Genomic DNA, 15,839 nt, shown 5'->3' on the forward strand with positions numbered 1-15,839 from the left:
GCGACACCCATGCAACCGACCACGGTGCTGGCCACCCTGACCGGACGTGACCGGCCAGGAGTGACGGCGTCCTTCTTCGCCTCGCTTGCGGCGCACGACGTCGACGTCAAGGACGTCGAGCAGGTCGTGATCCGGGATCGGCTGGTACTCGCTGTTCTGCTGGAGCTGCGGGGAGACCCGTCGGCCCTGCGCGGTTCGGTGACCAAGACCGCCACCGCGCTCGGCATGGAGTGCGAGGTCGCCCTCGCCGACGACCCCGTGACCGACCGGCCGCGCCGAGCCGAGCGCGGCCGCCGCAGTCACGTCATCGTGATCGGACGGCCGCTGCGCCCCGGCGCGCTCAGTCACGTGGCCCAGTGCATCGCCGACGTCGAGGGCAACATCGACTCGGTGACGCAACTGTCGGTGGAGCCGGCCTCGAGCGTGGAGATGATCGTCCGGTCGGCCGACCCCACCCGGCTGCGCGCCGCGCTGGTCCGAGCCGCCGAGGACACCGGCCTGGACATCGCGGTCGAACCGGCCGGGTTGCGCCGCCGCGCCAAGCGCCTGGTGGTGATGGACGTCGACTCGACGCTCATCCGGGACGAGGCGATCGACGTCCTCGCCGCGCGGGCCGGCGTCGGCGCCGAAGTTGCGGCCATCACCGAGCGGGCCATGGCCGGCGAGCTGGACTTCGCCGAGTCGCTGCGAGAACGGGTGTCGCTGCTGGCTGGCCTGAGTGTCGCCGACCTCGACGCCGTGCGGTCGTCGCTGCGGCTCACGCCCGGTGCCCGCACCCTCGTCCGGACGCTGCGTCGCCTCGGCTTCCACGTCGGCGTCGTCAGCGGGGGCTTCACCTTCGTCACCGACCACTTCACCGCCGAGCTCGACCTCGACTTCGCCGCCGCCAACGAGCTCGAGATCATCGACGGCCGGCTGACCGGGAAGGTCGTCGGCGAGATCGTCGACCGGGCGGGCAAGGCGGCCGCGCTGCGGCGCTTCGCCGAGCAGTTCGGCGTCCCCGCCTCGCAGACCGTCGCGGTGGGGGACGGGGCGAACGACATCGACATGCTGGAGGCCGCCGGTCTCGGCGTCGCCTTCAACGCCAAGGCCGCGCTGCGCCGCGCCGCCGACACGTCGGTGAACCTGCCCTACCTGGACACGATCCTCTTCGTACTGGGCATCAGCGACGACGAGGTCGCCGAAGCTGCCGCGTCGGTGTGAGCGCGGGTCAGACCTTGCGCGGGCCGATCGCGGCCCCGACACCGATGAGGACGTAGCCGACGACGGCGAGGTAGAAGCCGACCCGGGCGTCGGCGAACCAGTCGGTGTAGCTGCGCGTCGTGGTCACCTGGACGGCCAGGAAGCTCAGCCCGGCGGTGGCGAAGGCGGCGACCACGCCGATGACCCGCAGCGCCCGCAGCGCCGGGGACGGGAAGCTGGCGCCGATGGCGGCGGCGACGGAGATGATGAGGAAGGTCCAGGCGAACCAGCCGTAGTACGCCGAGGCGAAGCCCGAGAGCGAGTCGGCGTCGACGTTGTCCTTGATGTCGCCGAACGAGAGCGACAGGTTGCCCCGGTTCAGGTCGACGCTGAACCAGTCCAGCGTGGTGAGGCAGACGATGAGCAGGATCGCCCCGAGCAGCGAGAAGACCATGCTGGCGATGCCGAACTGCTCGTTGCCCTCGGTGCCGAAGGGGTTCTGGTGCTGCGGCACGGCCGGCGGCGGAGACTGCGCGTAGGGATTGGCCGACGGGTCGCGGCGGTACTGCCGCGTCGGGTCACCCTGCGGGTCGTAGCTCATGGCGCCGACCCTAGTAGGTGGCCGGTGTCCCCACGAGCTCCACGCCCGCGTCCCGCAGCTCGGCCAGCGCCCGCTCGACGGTGTCGGCAGCGACGCCGGCGGTGAGATCCAGGCGGACCGTGGTGGCGAAGCCGGCGCGCGCGGCGTCCAGGGCGGTGGCCCGGACGCAGTGGTCCGTCGCGATGCCGGTGACCTCGACGCGGTCGACAGCGCGCTCTCGGAGCCAGTCGACGAGGCCGACACCGTCGGCCGAACCCTCGAAGCCGGAGTAGGCCGCGGTGTACTCGCCCTTGTCGAAGACGGCCTCGATGCCGGTGGTGTCGAGATCCGGGTGCAGCTCGACGCCCGGAGTCCCCACCACGCAGTGCCGTGGCCACGAGTCGACGAAGTCCGGCGTCTCGGAGAAGTGCGCACCGGGGTCGATGTGGTGGTCGCGGGTGGCGACGGCGTGGTCGAAGCCGCCCTCGGCGAGGCGGGCGCTGATGAGCTGCGCGACCCGGCTGCCGCCGGTCACGGCCAGCGAGCCGCCCTCGCAGAAGTCGTTCTGGACATCGACCACGATCACCGCTGTCGTCATGAGACGAGTCTAGGAAGCGAACCGGGTCGGGATGGCGGGCTCGCCCTTGGCCAGCTTCAGCCCGTCCCAGGGCAGCGTGACGGTGGCCTCGCGCAGGTGACGCCGCGACTGCTCCAGTGTCGGCAGGTCGGCGACACGCTCGCCGCCGCGGACCAGGGGCAGCTGCAGCAGCCGTTCGCCGTCGCCCGGCGTGACGTCGCGGGCCGTGGTCACGATCTCCTCGACGGCGGTGCCGGACGGCTTGTAGGCGCGCAGCGCCGTCTTGCGTCCGCCGTGGCTCTGCTTCTGCTCCGAGCGCTTCTCGACCGGCCGGCCGTCCACCTCGACGAGCTTGTAGACCATGCCGGCCGTCGGTGCCCCGGAGCCCGTCACCACTGCGGTGCCGGCGCCGTACGAGTCGACCGGGGTCGCCCCCAGCGCCGCGATCGCGAACTCGTCGAGGTCACCGCTGACCACGATGCGGGTGCCGGTGGCGCCGAGGGAATCGAGCTGCTCGCGGGCATGGCGGGCCATCACGCCAAGCTCGCCGGAGTCGATGCGGATCGCCCCGAGCCCCGGACCTGCGACCTCGACGGCGCGGGCGATGCCGCGGGCGATGTCGTAGGTGTCGACGAGCAGCGTCGTCCCGACGCCGAGCGACTCGATCTGCGCGGCGAAGGCCGCGACCTCGTCGTCGTGCAGCAGGGTGAAGGCGTGCGCGGCGGTGCCGGCGGTGGGGACGCCGTAGCGGCGGGCGGCCTCCAGGTTGGAGGTCGAGGCGAAGCCGGCGAGGTACGCCGCCCGGGCCGAGGCGACCGCCGCCTGTTCGTGGGTGCGGCGCGACCCCATCTCGATGATGGGCCGACCCGCTGCTGCGGTCACCATGCGGGCGGCCGCGGCGGCGATGGCGCAGTCGTGGTTCAGGATGGAGAGCGCGAGGGTCTCCAGCAGCACGGCGTCGGCGAAGCTGCCGGTGACCGTCAGCACCGGCGAGTGGGGGAAGTAGAGCTCGCCCTCGGGGTAGCCGTCGATGTCGCCGGAGAAGCGGTACCCGGCGAGGTACTCGGCGGTGGCGTCGTCCACGGCGTCGAGCTCGCGCAGCAGCGTCACCGTCTCGGCGTCGAAGGTGAAGTCCGCGAGCGCCTCCAGCAGTCGGCCGGTGCCGGCGACGACGCCGTAGCGGCGTCCCTCCGGCAGGCGCCGGGTGAAGACCTCGAAGGTGCAGTGCCGCTGCGCGGTGCCGTCGCGCAGCGCCGATCCGAGCATGGTCAGCTCGTAGCGGTCGGTCAGCAGGGCCGTGCTCGTCATGCGCCGATCGTGTCAGAGCCGGCGTGGCCGGGTTCAGCCGCGGCGGGGTCCCAGCGTGCCGCCGATCAGGATGAGTGCGAAGCCGATCAGGCACGCCCACAGCCCGAACGACGCGCTGTGGAAGACCGCATGGGACGACCCGCCCGCGGCCCGCTGCGCGTCGAAGAGCTGCGCCACGGCGTAGAAGCCGCCGAAACCGCCCAGCAGACCCGAGGCGAAGGCAGCCACCCGCATCGCGTCGGTGAGCGGCGAGGGGATGGTGGCCCCGACGCCGGCGATACCGCCCAGCACCAGCAGCGTCCAGGCCAGCCAGTCGAAGTAGGCCGCCGCGACCGGCGCGCCGAGGGAGTCGGCGTTGGCGTGCAGGTCGGCGGCGGTGAAGCCGCTGCCGGCGACGTTCAGCTGCCCTGACTCGACCGAATACCACTGCAGACCCTGCAGCGCCGCCACGATCAGGACGACCCCGACCAGCACCAGGACGAGGTTGCGGTCGCCTACCCGGCGCGTGACCAGCGCCGCGCCCGGCGACGTGGGCAGGTGAGGTGCGGTCACAGCATGGACGGTAACCGTCGTGCCACCATGGCCCTATGGCAGGCACGCTCACGCCGCAGCGCGAGGAGGTCGCGTCCGGGGCCACCGCCGTCGATCCGGACAAGCCGTGGATCACGATCGTGTGGAACGACCCGGTCAACCTCATGTCCTATGTCACCCACGTCTTCATGGAGGTCTTCGGCTACCCCAAGGCGAAGGCGCACCAGCTCATGCTCGACGTCCACCAGAAGGGCCGGGCCGTCGTCTCCTCCGGCCCCCGGGAGCGGATGGAGCTCGACGTCCACACCCTCCACGGCTACGGCCTGTGGGCCACGCTCGAACAGCAGACGTGAGGATCCACGCCGAGCCGCTGCGGCTGGAGTTCGCGTCGCAGGAGGCCACCCTGCTGCAGGCGCTGCTCACCGAGCTGCAGACCGTCGTCGCCGACGAGGTGCCGGTGGGGGCCGACGACGCCGTCCGGCAGCGGCTCTTCCCGTCGGCCTATCCCGACGATGCCGACGCCGAGGCCGAGTACCGCGATCTCACCGAGGCGACGCTGCGCGCCGAGCGCGCCGAGCGCATCAGCGCCTGCGATGGCGAGCTGGCCGCCGACAGGACCGTCACGCTCTCCGACGACGATGCCGCCCGGCGCTGGCTGCAGGTCCTGAACGACCTGCGGCTGGCTCTGGGAACCCGGCTCGGCGTCACCGAGGAGCCGCCGGAGCTGGAGCCCGACGATCCGCAGGTCGAGTCGTGGCTCATCTACGACTGGCTCACCGCGCTGCAGGACGCCGTCGTGCAGTGCCTGATGCGCTGATCCGTCCGATGGGGTGAGTCACCCGGCTCGCCGACCCGAGCGGGCACCCCCGCTGCCGCCGGTAGGCTGTGGTCCGTGCTGCGCATCGACCGGGCGATCCACGACGAGATCGTCGCCCACGCACGCCGCGACCACCCCGACGAGGCGTGCGGCGTGGTGGCCGGGCCCGAGGGCAGCGACACCCCGCAGCGCTTCGTGCCCATGCTCAACGCCGCCCGGTCGCCGACCTTCTATGAGTTCGACTCCACCGACCTGCTGCAGCTGTACAAGGAGATGGACGGCAACGACGAGGAACCCGTCGTGGTCTACCACTCCCACACCGCCACCGAGGCCTATCCCTCGCGCACGGACATCAGCTACGCCTCGGAGCCGAACGCGCACTACGTCCTGGTCTCCACCCGCGACGAGGACGAGACCGAGTTCCGGTCGTTCCGGATCGTCGACGGTCAGGTGACCGAGGAGCAGGTCGAGATCATCGGCTGATCCGGGACGAAATCCGGACCGCACCGCGTTGTACCCCGACAAGTACCCCAATCCCAGGAGCCCACACACCATGGCCATCGAGGTCAAGATCCCGACCATCCTGCGCACCTACACCGGCGGCTCGAAGTCCGTCGAGGGCAAGGGCGACACGCTCTCGGCGCTCATCGACGACCTCGACGCGAACCACGAGGGGATCAAGGGCCGGCTCATCACCGACCAGGGTGCCCTGCACAAGTTCGTCAACATCTACGTCAACGACGAGGACGTCCGCTTCACCGGCTCGCTGGAGACCGAGCTGAAGGACGGCGACTCGGTCACCATCCTTCCCGCGGTCGCCGGGGGCTGAGCCCTCGGGCTCGACCGACGACTCACCCGAGGACGCCATGCGCTACGACTCGTTGCTGGAAGCGGTGGGGGACACCCCGCTGATCGGGCTGCCCCGGCTCTCGCCTCGCTGGGACGGCGATCACCCCGTCCGGCTCTGGGCCAAGCTGGAGGACCGCAATCCGACGGGCTCCATCAAGGACCGCGCGGCGCTGTCGATGATCCGCGCGGCGGAGGCCGAAGGACGGCTCAGCCCCGGCTGCACCATCCTGGAACCGACCTCGGGCAACACCGGCATCTCGCTGGCCATGGCGGCGAAGCTGGCCGGCTACGGCCTGGTCTGCGTCATGCCCGAGAACACCTCGATCGAGCGGCGGCAGCTGCTGGAGATGTTCGGCGCGCGCATCATCTCCTCCCCGGCCGCGGGCGGCTCGAACCAGGCGGTGGCCACGGCCAAGGAGCTCGCCAAGCAGTATCCGGACTGGGTGATGCTCTACCAGTACGGCAACGCGGCGAACGCGCAGGCGCACTACGAGGGCACCGGGCCGGAGCTCTTGCGTGACCTGCCCACCATCACCCACTTCGTCGCCGGACTGGGCACCACCGGCACGCTCATGGGGACCGGGCGGTACCTGCGCGAGAAGGTGCCGGACGTCCAGATCATCGCTGCCGAGCCCCGCTACGGGGAGCTCGTCTACGGGCTGCGCAACATCGACGAGGGCTTCGTCCCCGAGCTCTACGACGACACCGTCCTGACCCGGCGCTTCTCGGTGACCTCCTACGACGCGCTGCGCCGCACCCGCGACCTCATCGACAGCGAGGGCGTCTTCGCCGGCATCTCCACCGGTGCGATCCTGCACGCCGCGCTCTCCATCGGTGAGCGCATCGGGCCGGACCAGCGCGCCGACATCGCCTTCGTCGTCTGCGACGGCGGGTGGAAGTACCTCTCCACCGGTGCCTACACCGGCACGCTGCAGCAGGCCGCCGAGCTCCTCGAGGGCCAGCTCTGGGCCTGACGGACAGGCTGCGGACAGTTTCGGCGCCTACCCTGACGCGGTGACCGCCCCGCGACGTCCGGTGCTGCGGCGCTCGACGATCGTCGATCCGCGGACGGCGCTCGGCGCCCTGGTGTGGATGCTGGCGCTGGCGGCGGTGCTGTGGCTGGTGCAGCTGGTGAACTCGTTCCACCGGCTCACCGCCTACGGCCTGGTGCCGCGCAGCGTCGAGGGGTTGCGGGGGATCGTCTTCCAGCCGTTCCTGCACGCCGACGGCAACCACCTGCTCAGCAACACGCTGCCGCTGGTGGTCATCGGCTGGGCCGTGCTGCTCATCGGGATCCGCACGTGGTGGGTCGTGACGGCTGTCGTGGTGCTGGGCGGCGGGCTGCTCACCTGGAGCGTCGCCCCCGGCGACCAGGTCATCGTGGGGGCCTCCGGCGTGGTCTTCGGTTGGCTGGGCTACCTCCTCGCCCGCGGTGCCTTCAGCCGCGACGGCCGGTCCGTGACCGTCGCGGTGGTCATGCTGGTGATCTTCGGCAGCCTGCTGCTGGGACTGCTGCCGACGGTGAGCGCCGGCATCTCGTGGCAGGCCCACCTCTGCGGCTTCGTGGCCGGAGTGGTGGCGGCGGCGCTGCTGCACGACCCGCGCGGCGGGCCGGGCCCGCTGGCGGGACGATCCGTACGCTGACGACCGTGCCCGATGTCGACGCCCCCATCGGCATGATGGATTCCGGGGTCGGCGGCCTCACCGTCGCCCGCGCCGTCCTGGACCAGCTGCCCCACGAGTCGCTGCGCTACGTCGGCGACACCGCCCACTCCCCGTACGGACCGCAGCCGATCGCCGATGTCCGCGCCCATGCACTCCGGGTCATGGACGAGCTGGTGGCTGACGGGGTGAAGGCCCTCGTCATCGCCTGCAACAGCGCGAGCTCGGCCTGCCTGGCCGATGCCCGGGAGCGCTACGACGTGCCGGTGGTGGAGGTGATCCGGCCCGCGGTCCGCCGCGCGGTCGCGGCCACCCGCAACGGCCGGGTCGGGGTGATCGGCACGGTGGCCACCGTGACCAGCGGGGCCTACCAGGACGCCTTCGGTGCCGCACCGGACGTCGAGGTGGTGGCAGCGGCCTGCCCGCGCTTCGCCGAGTTCGTCGAGCGCGGTGTCACCAGCGGCCGGCAGCTGCTCGGGCTGGCGGAGTCCTACCTCGCGCCGCTCGGCGCCGCCGGCGTCGACACGCTCGTCCTCGGCTGCACGCACTACCCGATGCTCACCGGCCTGCTCTCGGTGGTGATGGGTGAGCAGGTCACGCTCGTCTCCAGCGCGGAGGAGACGGCCAAGGACGTCTATCGCGTGCTCCTGGCCGCGAACCTGCTGCGAGGCGACGACGCGGATCCGCCCGTGCACAGCTTCCGCGCCACCGGTCCGGCCGAGGCCTTCGCCCGGTCGAGCCGTCGCTTCCTCGGCCCCGGCCTCGTCACTGCCACCGGGCTCGTCGGGCTGAGTAGGGTCGGCGCAGCGAACGGCGGTAAGGGGTGACCAGATGAAGCTGACGGTGCTCGGCTGCTCGGGCAGCATGCCCGGACCGGACTCTCCCGCGTCCGGCTACCTGATCGAGGCCGAGGGGTATCGCCTCGTGCTGGACCTCGGCCACGGCGCCTTCGGCGCCCTGCAGCACTACGTCTCCCCGGCTGACGTCGACGCCATCGTCATCTCGCACCTGCACGCCGACCACTGCATCGATCTCACCGCCTACGTCGTGGCGCTGCGCTACGGCGGCGAGGGGTTCGCCCTGCGCGGGCCGGACAAGCGCATCCCGCTCGTCGGCGTCCCCGGCACCCGTGACCGCCTCGAGGCCGCCTACGACCCGCTGGCACGCAAGCTGGGGCTGCACGAGCTCTTCTCGTTCCAGACCCCGATGGCCGGCGAGCTGGGACCGTTCCGGCTGCAGTACGCGCCGATGAACCACCCCACGCCCACCAATGGCGTCCGCATCGAATGGCAGGACCGGTCGCTGGTCTACTCCGCCGACACCGGCGAGTCCCCGGAGCTGATCGAGCTCGCCGAAGCGGCCGACGTCTTCCTCTGCGAGGCGTCGGTGGGGCCGGACGAGGTGCTCGTCCCGGATCTCCACCTCACCGGGCGGATGGCCGGTGAGCACGCCGAGAAGGCCGGGGTGGAGCGCCTGCTCGTCACGCACGTCCCGCCGTGGAACTCCAAGCAGGACGCCGCCGACGAGGCGGCCGAGGCCTTCCACGGCCCGGTCGAGATTGCCGAGCCCGGCGGGGAGTACTGGATCTAGGTCGCGTGCCGGTTCCTCGCCGGCCGCGGGGGTTCAGCCGGCGAGGAAGCTGAGGCGCACCTCGCGGCGCGCGTTGTCGACATTCGTGTCGACGAGGCAGACCGACTGCCAGGTGCCGAGCTGCATCCGCCCGCCGAGCACCGGCACGGTGATCGAGGGCGCGACGAAGGCGGGCAGCACGTGGTCCCGACCGTGGCCGGGGGTGCCGTGACGGTGCCGCCACCGGCCGTCGCGGGGGAGCAGCTCGTCGAGGGCGGCGAGGAGGTCGTCGTCGCTGCCCGCGCCCGTCTCCACGATGGCGACCCCGGCCGTGGCGTGCGGGACGAAGACCGACAGCAATCCGTCGGTCTCGCCGTGGACGAACCGGTCGCACTCGTCGGTCAGGTCGTGGACGGTGGCCGCGCCCCCGGTGCGGATCTCGAAGGTGTGACTGCGCATGACGTCATCCTGCCCGCCCGCGACGGGCTGAGGGCTGTCAGGCTGCGGCGGTCCAGTCGACGAGCTCGCGCAGCTGCTCGGTCTCGGCGTCGGGGTGACGGTCGAGCAGGGCGGCGAGCTCGGTGAGGTCGGCCTGCGAACGGAACTCGCCCAGCTCGCGGGCGAGGCGGTTCTCACGACGCTGCGGGGCGAGCGTGTTCCGGAGGCCGGTGAAACGGTGCTGGTGGCTCATGGCGTAGCTCCTTGTCTGTCGTTGATCCCAGTGTTCCGAAAGCGTTTGCATGCGTCCAATGACGGTTCGATGTCCAAGTCATGTCCTATCGTCATGGGATGGACACCGACGTGCTCCGCTGGTTCCAGCAGGTCGCCGACGGCGTCACCGTCACCGAGGTCGCCGACCTGGAACAGGTGAGCCAGAGCGGTGTCTCCCGCGCCCTGGCCCGGCTGGAGACCGAGGCCGGGGTCCCGCTGCTGCGCCGCTCCGGACGGGTGCTGCGGATGACACGTGCCGGTGCCACCTTCAAACGGCACGTCGACAAGCTGCTGCACGACCTGGACGACGGCCTTGCCGCTCTCTCCGAGCTCGCCTCGCCCGACACCGGCACCGTCTCGGTGGCCTTCCAGCCGTCGCTGGGGACATGGCTGGTCCCCGAGCTGGTGGCGAGTTTCCGGGCCGACCATCCGCGGGTCGGTTTCGACCTGCAGCAGATCCGCGACGAGGTGTCGGAGTCGCTGCTGCTGGAGGGGGAGGTCGATCTGGAGATCACCACCGAGCGGACCGAGCACGACAGCCTGCAGTGGCGGCCGCTGCTGACCCAGCCGCTGCGGCTCGCCGCCGCCACCGGCCATCGGCTGGCCACGGGCGGTCCCGTCGATCTGGCCACGGCGCGGGACGAGCCCTTCGTCATGCTGCGGCGCAACCTGGTGCTGCGGCGGACCAACGAGCTGCTCTGCCAGCGAGCCGGGTTCCGTCCCACGGTGGCCTTCGAAGCCGACGACCTCTCCTCCCTCACCGGCCTGGTCGGCGCCGGGCTCGGGGTGGCGATCGTCCCGGTCCCGCTCGGCCGGCCCAGCCGGGCGGAGACCGCCGGCGCCATCGCCTACCGGCCGATCGCCGACACCGAGGCCCGGCGTCAGATCGGTGTCGCCTGGTCCCGCGAGCGGCGGCTGCTGCCGGCCGCGACGAACTTCCGCAGGCACGTGGTCTCCCATGCCGAGCGTGTCTCACGGACCTGAACCGGTGGCGTCGCGTGGGAGAGTGGACACCGTGCAGATCTCGATCCTGGGGCCGTTGACGGTCCGGGACGATGCCGGCAATCCCGTCGCCGTGGCCGGTGCCCGGCTGCGCACGCTGCTGTCCAGGCTCGCCGTCGACGCCGGTCGGCCGGTGACCACCGCCGCCCTCGTCGCCGCCGTCTGGGGCGACACCCAGCCGGCCGACGAGGCCAACGCGCTGCAGACGCTGGTCTCCCGGCTGCGGCGCACGCTCGGCAGCGATCGGGTGGTGCAGTCCCCCGCGGGGTACCGCCTGGACCTCGGCGCCGCCGAGGTCGACGCCCTCAGCTTCACCGAGCTCACCACCGCCGCAGCCGAGGCTCGCCGAGGGCATCGCGCGGCCGACGCCGTCGCGCTGCTCGACGACGCTCTCGCGCTCTGGCGCGGCGAGGCACTGGCGGACGTGCGCGCAGCCTCGCCGGAGCTCGCCGCCGACGCCGAGCGGTGGGACGCGCTGCGGACGACCGCTCTGCTCGATCGTGCCGAGGCCGCACTGTCGCTCGGCGCCGGCGTCGCCGCCGTGGACGCCGACGAGGTGGGTCGGCTCGCTCGCGAGCATCCGCTGGACGAGCGCGCCGCCGCCCTGCACCTGCGCGCGCTCGCGGCAGCCGGCCGGATCGCCGAGGCGCTGCGGGCCTACGAGACGCTGCGGAGCACCCTGGCCGACGAGCTCGGGGTCGACCCGTCGGCTGAGCTTCGTGAGCTGCATCTGGAGCTGCTCCGAGACGAGCAGCCCACGGCGGCACGCAGGGCGCGCCGGACGAATCTCAAGGCCCCGCTCACCAGCTTCGTCGGCCGTGAGGACGAGGTCTCGCGGATCGGCAAGCTGCTGGAGACGAGCCGGCTGGTGACGCTGGTCGGGCCGGGCGGCGCGGGCAAGACGCGACTGGCGGCCGAGGCCGCGGCCGGGATCGCCGACCTGGCCCCGGACGGGGTGTGGCTGGTCGAGCTCGCCACGGTGACGGCGGGGACCGACGTCCCCGCCGCCGTCCTCGCCTCGCTCGGAGTGCGCGAGGTGCACCTGCTCGACCGGCGCAACGTCGACACCCGTGACGCGATGGAGCGACTGCGCGCCAATCTCGCCGACCGCAATCTGGTCATCCTGCTGGACAACTGCGAGCACGTCGTCGAGGCGGCCGCCCGCTGCGCCGAGCTGCTGCTCGGCGACTGCCCCGCGCTGCGCATGGTCGCCACCAGCCGGGAACCGCTCGGCATCCTCGGCGAGACCCTGCTCGCCGTGCCGCCTCTCGGCACGCCTGCTGCCACCGCCGGCGTCACCGAGGCGCTGGCCTATCCCGCGGTGCGGCTCTTCGCCGACCGCGTCGGCGCGGCGCTGCCGGACTGGCGGCTCACCGAGGCCGACGTCCCGGCGGTCGTCGAGATCGTCACCCGGCTCGACGGCCTGCCGCTGGCCATCGAGCTCGCCGCGGCGCGACTGCGGACCATGCCGCTGGCCGACATCGCGGCCAGGCTCGGCGATCGCTTCCGGCTGCTCACCGGTGGCAGCCGGACGGCGCTGCCCCGCCACCGGACGCTGCGCGCCGTCGTCGAGTGGAGCTGGGGTCTGCTCACCGACACCGAGCGGGCCGTCGCCGAGCGGCTCGCGGTCTTCCCCTCCGGCGTCACGACCGACAGCGCCGGCGCCGTCTGCGGCGACCTGCTGGACCCGCGCGACGTGCCGGACGTCCTCGCCTCGCTGGTCGACAAGTCGCTGCTGCAGACCGTCGCCGGCGGCGCCCGGTTGCGGATGCTCGAGACGATCCGCGAGTACGGCGCCGAGCAGCTCGGTGAGCGCGGGGAGCTGGAGGCGGCGCGGCGACGTCACGCCGATCACTTCGCAGCGGTGCTCGCCGAGGCCGAGCCGCACCTGACCACCTCAGGTCAGCTGCCGTGGTTCGCGCTGCTGCGTGCCGAACGCGAGAACATCGTCGCCGCGCTGCGTTTCCGCGCCGAGACCGGTGACGCCGACGGCGCCCTGCGCATCGCCGCGGCGCTGGGGGTCTCGGCGATGATGCTGGGCGAGCACCCCGACATCGCGGGCTGGACGGCGGAGGCGTTGGCCGTCCCCGGTGCCACCGACGAGCCCACCAGGCTGCTGGTGCGCTGCCTGCATGCGATCAACGCCGCGGCCACCGGATTGCACGTCGGCACCGAGAGCCTCCCCGCCATGGTCGAGGAGCTGCGGGACGTGCCCTTCCCGACCGACACGCTGGCGGCGATGCTGCGGCCGGCCATGGCGTACTTCGGTGGCAACGCCGAGCTGGGCGAGGTCTGGGCCCGGCAGAACCTGGAGCAGGGCAGCGAGTGGAGCCGGGCCGCCACCCGGATGTTCATCGCCAGCTTCGCCGAGAACAGCGGCGATCTCGACACCATGCGGGAGCACACCGCCATCGCCCTCGAGGAGTTCCGGCGGCTCGGGGAACGCTGGGGCCTGGCCAGCACTCTGCGCAACCTTGCGCAATTGCTGACGTACGACGGCGACCTCGACGGGGCCGCCGCCGCCTACGAAGAGGCGCTGTCGCTCATGCGGGAGATGGACTCGACCGAGGACGAGATCTTCCTGTATCAACGGCTCACCGACCTGGCGCTGCGCCGGGGTGACATGGCGACCGCCGTCCGCTGGAACGACCGGGCCCGGAGCGCGGTCGTCAGCGGCCAGACGTCGATGGAGTCGGCCCTCGCCGCGGTGATGCGGGCCGACATCGAATGGCGACTCGGCCACCACGAGCTGGGCCGCGAGCTGGTCGAGCAGGCGCTGGCCCGGGTGCGGGAGACACCGTCGGTGCATCCCGGGTGGAGTCACGCCAGCGCCTGGGTCCTCACCCTCGCGGCCCGCGTCCTGCACGAGGCGGGCGAGCCGGTGGCGTCCGTGGCCCATGCCAAGGACGCCTTCGCCGCCGCGCAGGTGACCCGTGACTTCCAGATCGTGGCCGTGACGGGCGTCCTCGCCGCCGAGCTGACCCAGCCCCACGACCCGCGGACCGCCGCGCTGCTGCTCGGGGCCGCGGCGCGGCTGCGGGGAACGCCGGACTGGTCCGAGCAGGTCATCTCCACCGTCTGGCGGGCCGCCGTCGCGGGTGTGGGCGAGGCTGCGGCGACCGCCGCGTACGACGAAGGGCGAGCGCTTCCCCCTCAGGAAGCGCTCGCCCTCGTCGAACGAACCGTCGCCGGACTTCAGGACCGCTTGCGGTAGGCCCGCATGGTGAGCGGCACGAAGACCGCCAGCAGGCCGGCCATCCAGGCCAGGGTGATGAGCAGGTTGGTCGCCACCGGGCCTCCGATCATCAGCCCGCGCATCGAGTCGACGAGGCGCGTGATCGGGTTGACGTGGTTCCACGCCTGCAGCCAGCCCGGCATCGTCGACGGGTTGGCGAAGACGCTGCTGCCGAACGACAGCGGGAAGATCAGCAGGAACATCACCCCCTGCACCGCGCCGGAGGTCCGCGCCTTGAGGCCGACCCAGAGCGACACCCAGCAGAAGCAGAGTGCGAACGAGATCGCCACGACGACGGCCGCGAGCAGCCCGGCGGGGTTGGTGTCGATCCGGAAGCCGATGGCGAAGCCGAAGCCGAGCGTCACCACGCAGAGGATCAGGTAGCGGACGAAGTCGGCGAGGACGGCTCCGACCAGCGGCGCGGAGCGGGCGATCGGCAGGGCGCGGAACCGGTCGAAGACGCCCTTCTCGATGTCGGCGTTCATGTTCTGGCCGAGGGCGATGCTGCCCAGCGCGATGCCCTGGCCGAGCAGGCCCGGCAGCAGGTACTGCAGGTAGGCGTGCCGGTCGCCGCCGCCGAGCGCGCCGCCGAAGACGTAGGTGAAGAGCAGGATGAAGATCAGCGGCTGGATGGTCACGTCGATCAGCTGCTCCGGCGTGCGCATGGTCTTGATCAGGTTGCGCTTGGCCAGCACCAGCGCGTGCCGTGCCGCCCGTGCCGGCGAGTTCGCCGCCCGCGCCCGGGTCGGGACGGCGGGGGGCGCCGGCGGCTTGTCCAGGGTGGTGGTCATGCTGCGGCCTCCTCGGCCTTGTCGTCGGTCCGTGACCCGGTGAGGGTGAAGAAGACCTCGTCCAGGCTCGGCAGGTGCAGGGAGAGCTCGGTGACGGTGATGCCGGCCTCGTGCAGTCGGGCGACGACCGGCGGCAGGGCCTCGTCACCGGTGACGGGGACGCTGAGCGTCCCCTTGCCCTCGCGTTCGGCCTCGGCGCCGGTGAGCTCGCCGAGCAGGCCCGCGACCTCGGCGAGTCGCTGCGGCTCGGCCGGGCGTACCGTGAGTCGCTGGCCGCCGACCACCCGCTTCAACCCCAGCGGGGTGTCATGGGCGATGACGCGGCCGTGGTCGATGACAGTGATCTCGTCGGCGAGGGCGTCGGCCTCGTCCAGGTACTGCGTCGTGAGCAGGACCGTCGACCCGTCCCCCACGAGGTTGCGGACGACGTCCCACATCGCCTCGCGCTTGGAGGGGTCCAGCCCGGTTGTGGGCTCGTCGAGGAAGATCACGGCGGGCCGTCCGACGAGGGAGGCGGCGAGGTCCAGGCGGCGACGCATGCCGCCGGAGTAGGTCTTGGCGACGCGGTCGGCGGCCTCGCCGAGCTCGAACCAGTCCAGCAGCTCGCGGGCGCGGACGGTGGCGTCGCGGCTCGACAGGTCGAGCAGCTGGCCGATCATCCGCAGGTTCTGCAGGCCGGTGAGGTCGTCGTCGACGGAGGCGAACTGGCCGGTGAGTCCCACCGACTCGCGGACGGCCTGCGGGTTCTTGGCCACGTCGTGGCCGGCGACGCGAGCCGTGCCGCCGTCGGCCCGCAGCAGGGTGGCCAGGATCCGGACCGCCGTCGTCTTGCCGGCACCGTTCGGCCCGAGGACGCCGAGCACCGAGCCCTCACGGGCGGCGAGGTCGACACCGGCGAGGGCGTGCGTGTCACCGAAGCGCTTCTGCAGCCCTTCGGCCTCGATTGCGTAAGTGGTCATGGCAGCACCGTGCCCGGCGGCGCTGGCATCTCGCCGTCACCTCGCTGGCACGGCTGTCAGCGGCTG

19 protein-coding genes are annotated in these 15,839 nt (G+C 72.2%); 11 read left to right on the forward strand and 8 right to left on the reverse strand.

All coding sequences use genetic code 11. The features are described from left to right. Positions 1 to 9 precede the first annotated feature (9 nt). Positions 10 to 1,203: a phosphoserine phosphatase SerB gene (serB, locus tag AC0NZQ_RS10845; protein ID WP_474529838.1), complete on the forward strand. Its 1,194-nt coding sequence runs from the start codon at positions 10 to 12 to the stop codon at positions 1,201 to 1,203. Positions 1,204 to 1,210: 7 nt separating this feature from the next. Here the strand turns inward: serB and AC0NZQ_RS10850 are convergent, their stop codons facing one another. The 4 genes from AC0NZQ_RS10850 to AC0NZQ_RS10865 are packed head-to-tail and all read right to left on the reverse strand — an operon-like array spanning position 1,211 to position 4,199. Beyond that, a complete protein-coding gene (locus AC0NZQ_RS10850) occupies positions 1,211 to 1,783 on the reverse strand; it encodes a hypothetical protein (protein WP_474529840.1) in 573 nt (190 codons plus the stop codon). A gap of 10 nt (positions 1,784 to 1,793) precedes the next feature. After that, positions 1,794 to 2,360 (reverse strand): nicotinamidase, encoded by a 567-nt coding sequence (locus AC0NZQ_RS10855; protein WP_474529841.1) that lies wholly within the window; start codon positions 2,358 to 2,360, stop codon positions 1,794 to 1,796. 9 nt (positions 2,361 to 2,369) lie between these two features. Then, the gene (locus AC0NZQ_RS10860; RefSeq protein ID WP_474529842.1) at positions 2,370 to 3,647 is read right to left on the reverse strand and encodes a nicotinate phosphoribosyltransferase; all 1,278 of its coding nucleotides are present in this window, start codon (positions 3,645 to 3,647) and stop codon (positions 2,370 to 2,372) included. A gap of 33 nt (positions 3,648 to 3,680) precedes the next feature. Then, positions 3,681 to 4,199, reverse strand: coding sequence for a hypothetical protein (locus AC0NZQ_RS10865; protein ID WP_474529843.1), 519 nt, complete (start codon positions 4,197 to 4,199; stop codon positions 3,681 to 3,683). 35 nt (positions 4,200 to 4,234) lie between these two features. Here AC0NZQ_RS10865 and clpS point away from each other — a divergent pair, with 35 nt between their 5' ends. From clpS to AC0NZQ_RS10905, 8 genes are all read left to right on the forward strand, one after another. After that, a complete protein-coding gene (gene clpS / locus AC0NZQ_RS10870) occupies positions 4,235 to 4,531 on the forward strand; it encodes an ATP-dependent Clp protease adapter ClpS (RefSeq protein WP_474529844.1) in 297 nt (98 codons plus the stop codon). Next, entirely contained in the window at positions 4,528 to 4,995 is a 468-nt protein-coding gene (locus AC0NZQ_RS10875; RefSeq protein ID WP_474529845.1) for a DUF2017 family protein, read from the forward strand. The genes clpS and AC0NZQ_RS10875 overlap by 4 nt, the downstream gene beginning before the upstream one ends. Positions 4,996 to 5,070: 75 nt before the next feature. Further along, entirely contained in the window at positions 5,071 to 5,478 is a 408-nt protein-coding gene (locus tag AC0NZQ_RS10880) for a M67 family metallopeptidase (protein ID WP_474529846.1), read from the forward strand. Between the two features lie 70 nt (positions 5,479 to 5,548). Beyond that, positions 5,549 to 5,824: a MoaD family protein gene (locus AC0NZQ_RS10885; RefSeq protein ID WP_474529847.1), complete on the forward strand. Its 276-nt coding sequence runs from the start codon at positions 5,549 to 5,551 to the stop codon at positions 5,822 to 5,824. 37 nt (positions 5,825 to 5,861) lie between these two features. Next, complete coding sequence (locus AC0NZQ_RS10890) at positions 5,862 to 6,818, forward strand: PLP-dependent cysteine synthase family protein (protein WP_474529848.1); 957 nt, start codon at positions 5,862 to 5,864, stop codon at positions 6,816 to 6,818. Between the two features lie 40 nt (positions 6,819 to 6,858). Then, positions 6,859 to 7,488 (forward strand): rhomboid family intramembrane serine protease, encoded by a 630-nt coding sequence (locus AC0NZQ_RS10895; RefSeq protein WP_474529849.1) that lies wholly within the window; start codon positions 6,859 to 6,861, stop codon positions 7,486 to 7,488. A gap of 32 nt (positions 7,489 to 7,520) precedes the next feature. Next, positions 7,521 to 8,333 (forward strand): glutamate racemase, encoded by an 813-nt coding sequence (murI, locus tag AC0NZQ_RS10900; RefSeq protein WP_474531372.1) that lies wholly within the window; start codon positions 7,521 to 7,523, stop codon positions 8,331 to 8,333. Between the two features lie 4 nt (positions 8,334 to 8,337). Next, a complete protein-coding gene (locus AC0NZQ_RS10905) occupies positions 8,338 to 9,096 on the forward strand; it encodes an MBL fold metallo-hydrolase (RefSeq protein ID WP_474529850.1) in 759 nt (252 codons plus the stop codon). 33 nt (positions 9,097 to 9,129) lie between these two features. Here the strand turns inward: AC0NZQ_RS10905 and AC0NZQ_RS10910 are convergent, their stop codons facing one another. Together AC0NZQ_RS10910 and AC0NZQ_RS10915 are read right to left on the reverse strand one after the other, a co-directional pair. Next, positions 9,130 to 9,534, reverse strand: a complete 405-nt coding sequence (locus tag AC0NZQ_RS10910; RefSeq protein ID WP_474529851.1) for a secondary thiamine-phosphate synthase enzyme YjbQ — start codon at positions 9,532 to 9,534, stop codon at positions 9,130 to 9,132. A gap of 37 nt (positions 9,535 to 9,571) precedes the next feature. Beyond that, on the reverse strand, positions 9,572 to 9,766 hold the full coding sequence (locus AC0NZQ_RS10915; protein WP_474529852.1) for a hypothetical protein: 195 nt from the start codon (positions 9,764 to 9,766) through the stop codon (positions 9,572 to 9,574). A 98-nt stretch (positions 9,767 to 9,864) separates the two neighbouring features. On the opposite strand from AC0NZQ_RS10915, the gene AC0NZQ_RS10920 reads away from it, so the two are divergent. Beyond that, a complete protein-coding gene (locus AC0NZQ_RS10920) occupies positions 9,865 to 10,770 on the forward strand; it encodes a LysR family transcriptional regulator (RefSeq protein ID WP_474529853.1) in 906 nt (301 codons plus the stop codon). A 31-nt stretch (positions 10,771 to 10,801) separates the two neighbouring features. Next, positions 10,802 to 14,002 (forward strand): AfsR/SARP family transcriptional regulator, encoded by a 3,201-nt coding sequence (locus AC0NZQ_RS10925; protein WP_474529854.1) that lies wholly within the window; start codon positions 10,802 to 10,804, stop codon positions 14,000 to 14,002. Here the strand turns inward: AC0NZQ_RS10925 and AC0NZQ_RS10930 are convergent. Continuing rightward, entirely contained in the window at positions 13,984 to 14,814 is an 831-nt protein-coding gene (locus tag AC0NZQ_RS10930) for an ABC transporter permease (protein WP_474529855.1), read from the reverse strand. The genes AC0NZQ_RS10925 and AC0NZQ_RS10930 overlap by 19 nt on opposite strands. Next, positions 14,811 to 15,773 (reverse strand): ATP-binding cassette domain-containing protein, encoded by a 963-nt coding sequence (locus AC0NZQ_RS10935; protein ID WP_474529856.1) that lies wholly within the window; start codon positions 15,771 to 15,773, stop codon positions 14,811 to 14,813. The genes AC0NZQ_RS10930 and AC0NZQ_RS10935 overlap by 4 nt, the downstream gene beginning before the upstream one ends. Positions 15,774 to 15,839 lie beyond the last annotated feature (66 nt).

The organism is Jatrophihabitans sp. sgz311053 (genome assembly GCF_056135305.1).

Excerpts from the sequence above, each read along its gene's own strand:
- serB (WP_474529838.1), top strand. The coding sequence starts at position 10 with ATGCAACCGACCACGGTGCTGGCCACCCTGACCGGACGTGACCGGCCA.
- AC0NZQ_RS10850 (WP_474529840.1), bottom strand. The coding sequence starts at position 1,783 with ATGAGCTACGACCCGCAGGGTGACCCGACGCGGCAGTACCGCCGCGAC.
- AC0NZQ_RS10855 (WP_474529841.1), bottom strand. The coding sequence starts at position 2,360 with ATGACGACAGCGGTGATCGTGGTCGATGTCCAGAACGACTTCTGCGAG.
- AC0NZQ_RS10860 (WP_474529842.1), bottom strand. The coding sequence starts at position 3,647 with ATGACGAGCACGGCCCTGCTGACCGACCGCTACGAGCTGACCATGCTC.
- clpS (WP_474529844.1), top strand. The coding sequence starts at position 4,235 with ATGGCAGGCACGCTCACGCCGCAGCGCGAGGAGGTCGCGTCCGGGGCC.
- AC0NZQ_RS10885 (WP_474529847.1), top strand. The coding sequence starts at position 5,549 with ATGGCCATCGAGGTCAAGATCCCGACCATCCTGCGCACCTACACCGGC.
- AC0NZQ_RS10890 (WP_474529848.1), top strand. The coding sequence starts at position 5,862 with ATGCGCTACGACTCGTTGCTGGAAGCGGTGGGGGACACCCCGCTGATC.
- murI (WP_474531372.1), top strand. The coding sequence starts at position 7,521 with ATGATGGATTCCGGGGTCGGCGGCCTCACCGTCGCCCGCGCCGTCCTG.
- AC0NZQ_RS10905 (WP_474529850.1), top strand. The coding sequence starts at position 8,338 with ATGAAGCTGACGGTGCTCGGCTGCTCGGGCAGCATGCCCGGACCGGAC.
- AC0NZQ_RS10910 (WP_474529851.1), bottom strand. The coding sequence starts at position 9,534 with ATGCGCAGTCACACCTTCGAGATCCGCACCGGGGGCGCGGCCACCGTC.
- AC0NZQ_RS10915 (WP_474529852.1), bottom strand. The coding sequence starts at position 9,766 with ATGAGCCACCAGCACCGTTTCACCGGCCTCCGGAACACGCTCGCCCCG.
- AC0NZQ_RS10920 (WP_474529853.1), top strand. The coding sequence starts at position 9,865 with ATGGACACCGACGTGCTCCGCTGGTTCCAGCAGGTCGCCGACGGCGTC.
- AC0NZQ_RS10930 (WP_474529855.1), bottom strand. The coding sequence starts at position 14,814 with ATGACCACCACCCTGGACAAGCCGCCGGCGCCCCCCGCCGTCCCGACC.
- AC0NZQ_RS10935 (WP_474529856.1), bottom strand. The coding sequence starts at position 15,773 with ATGACCACTTACGCAATCGAGGCCGAAGGGCTGCAGAAGCGCTTCGGT.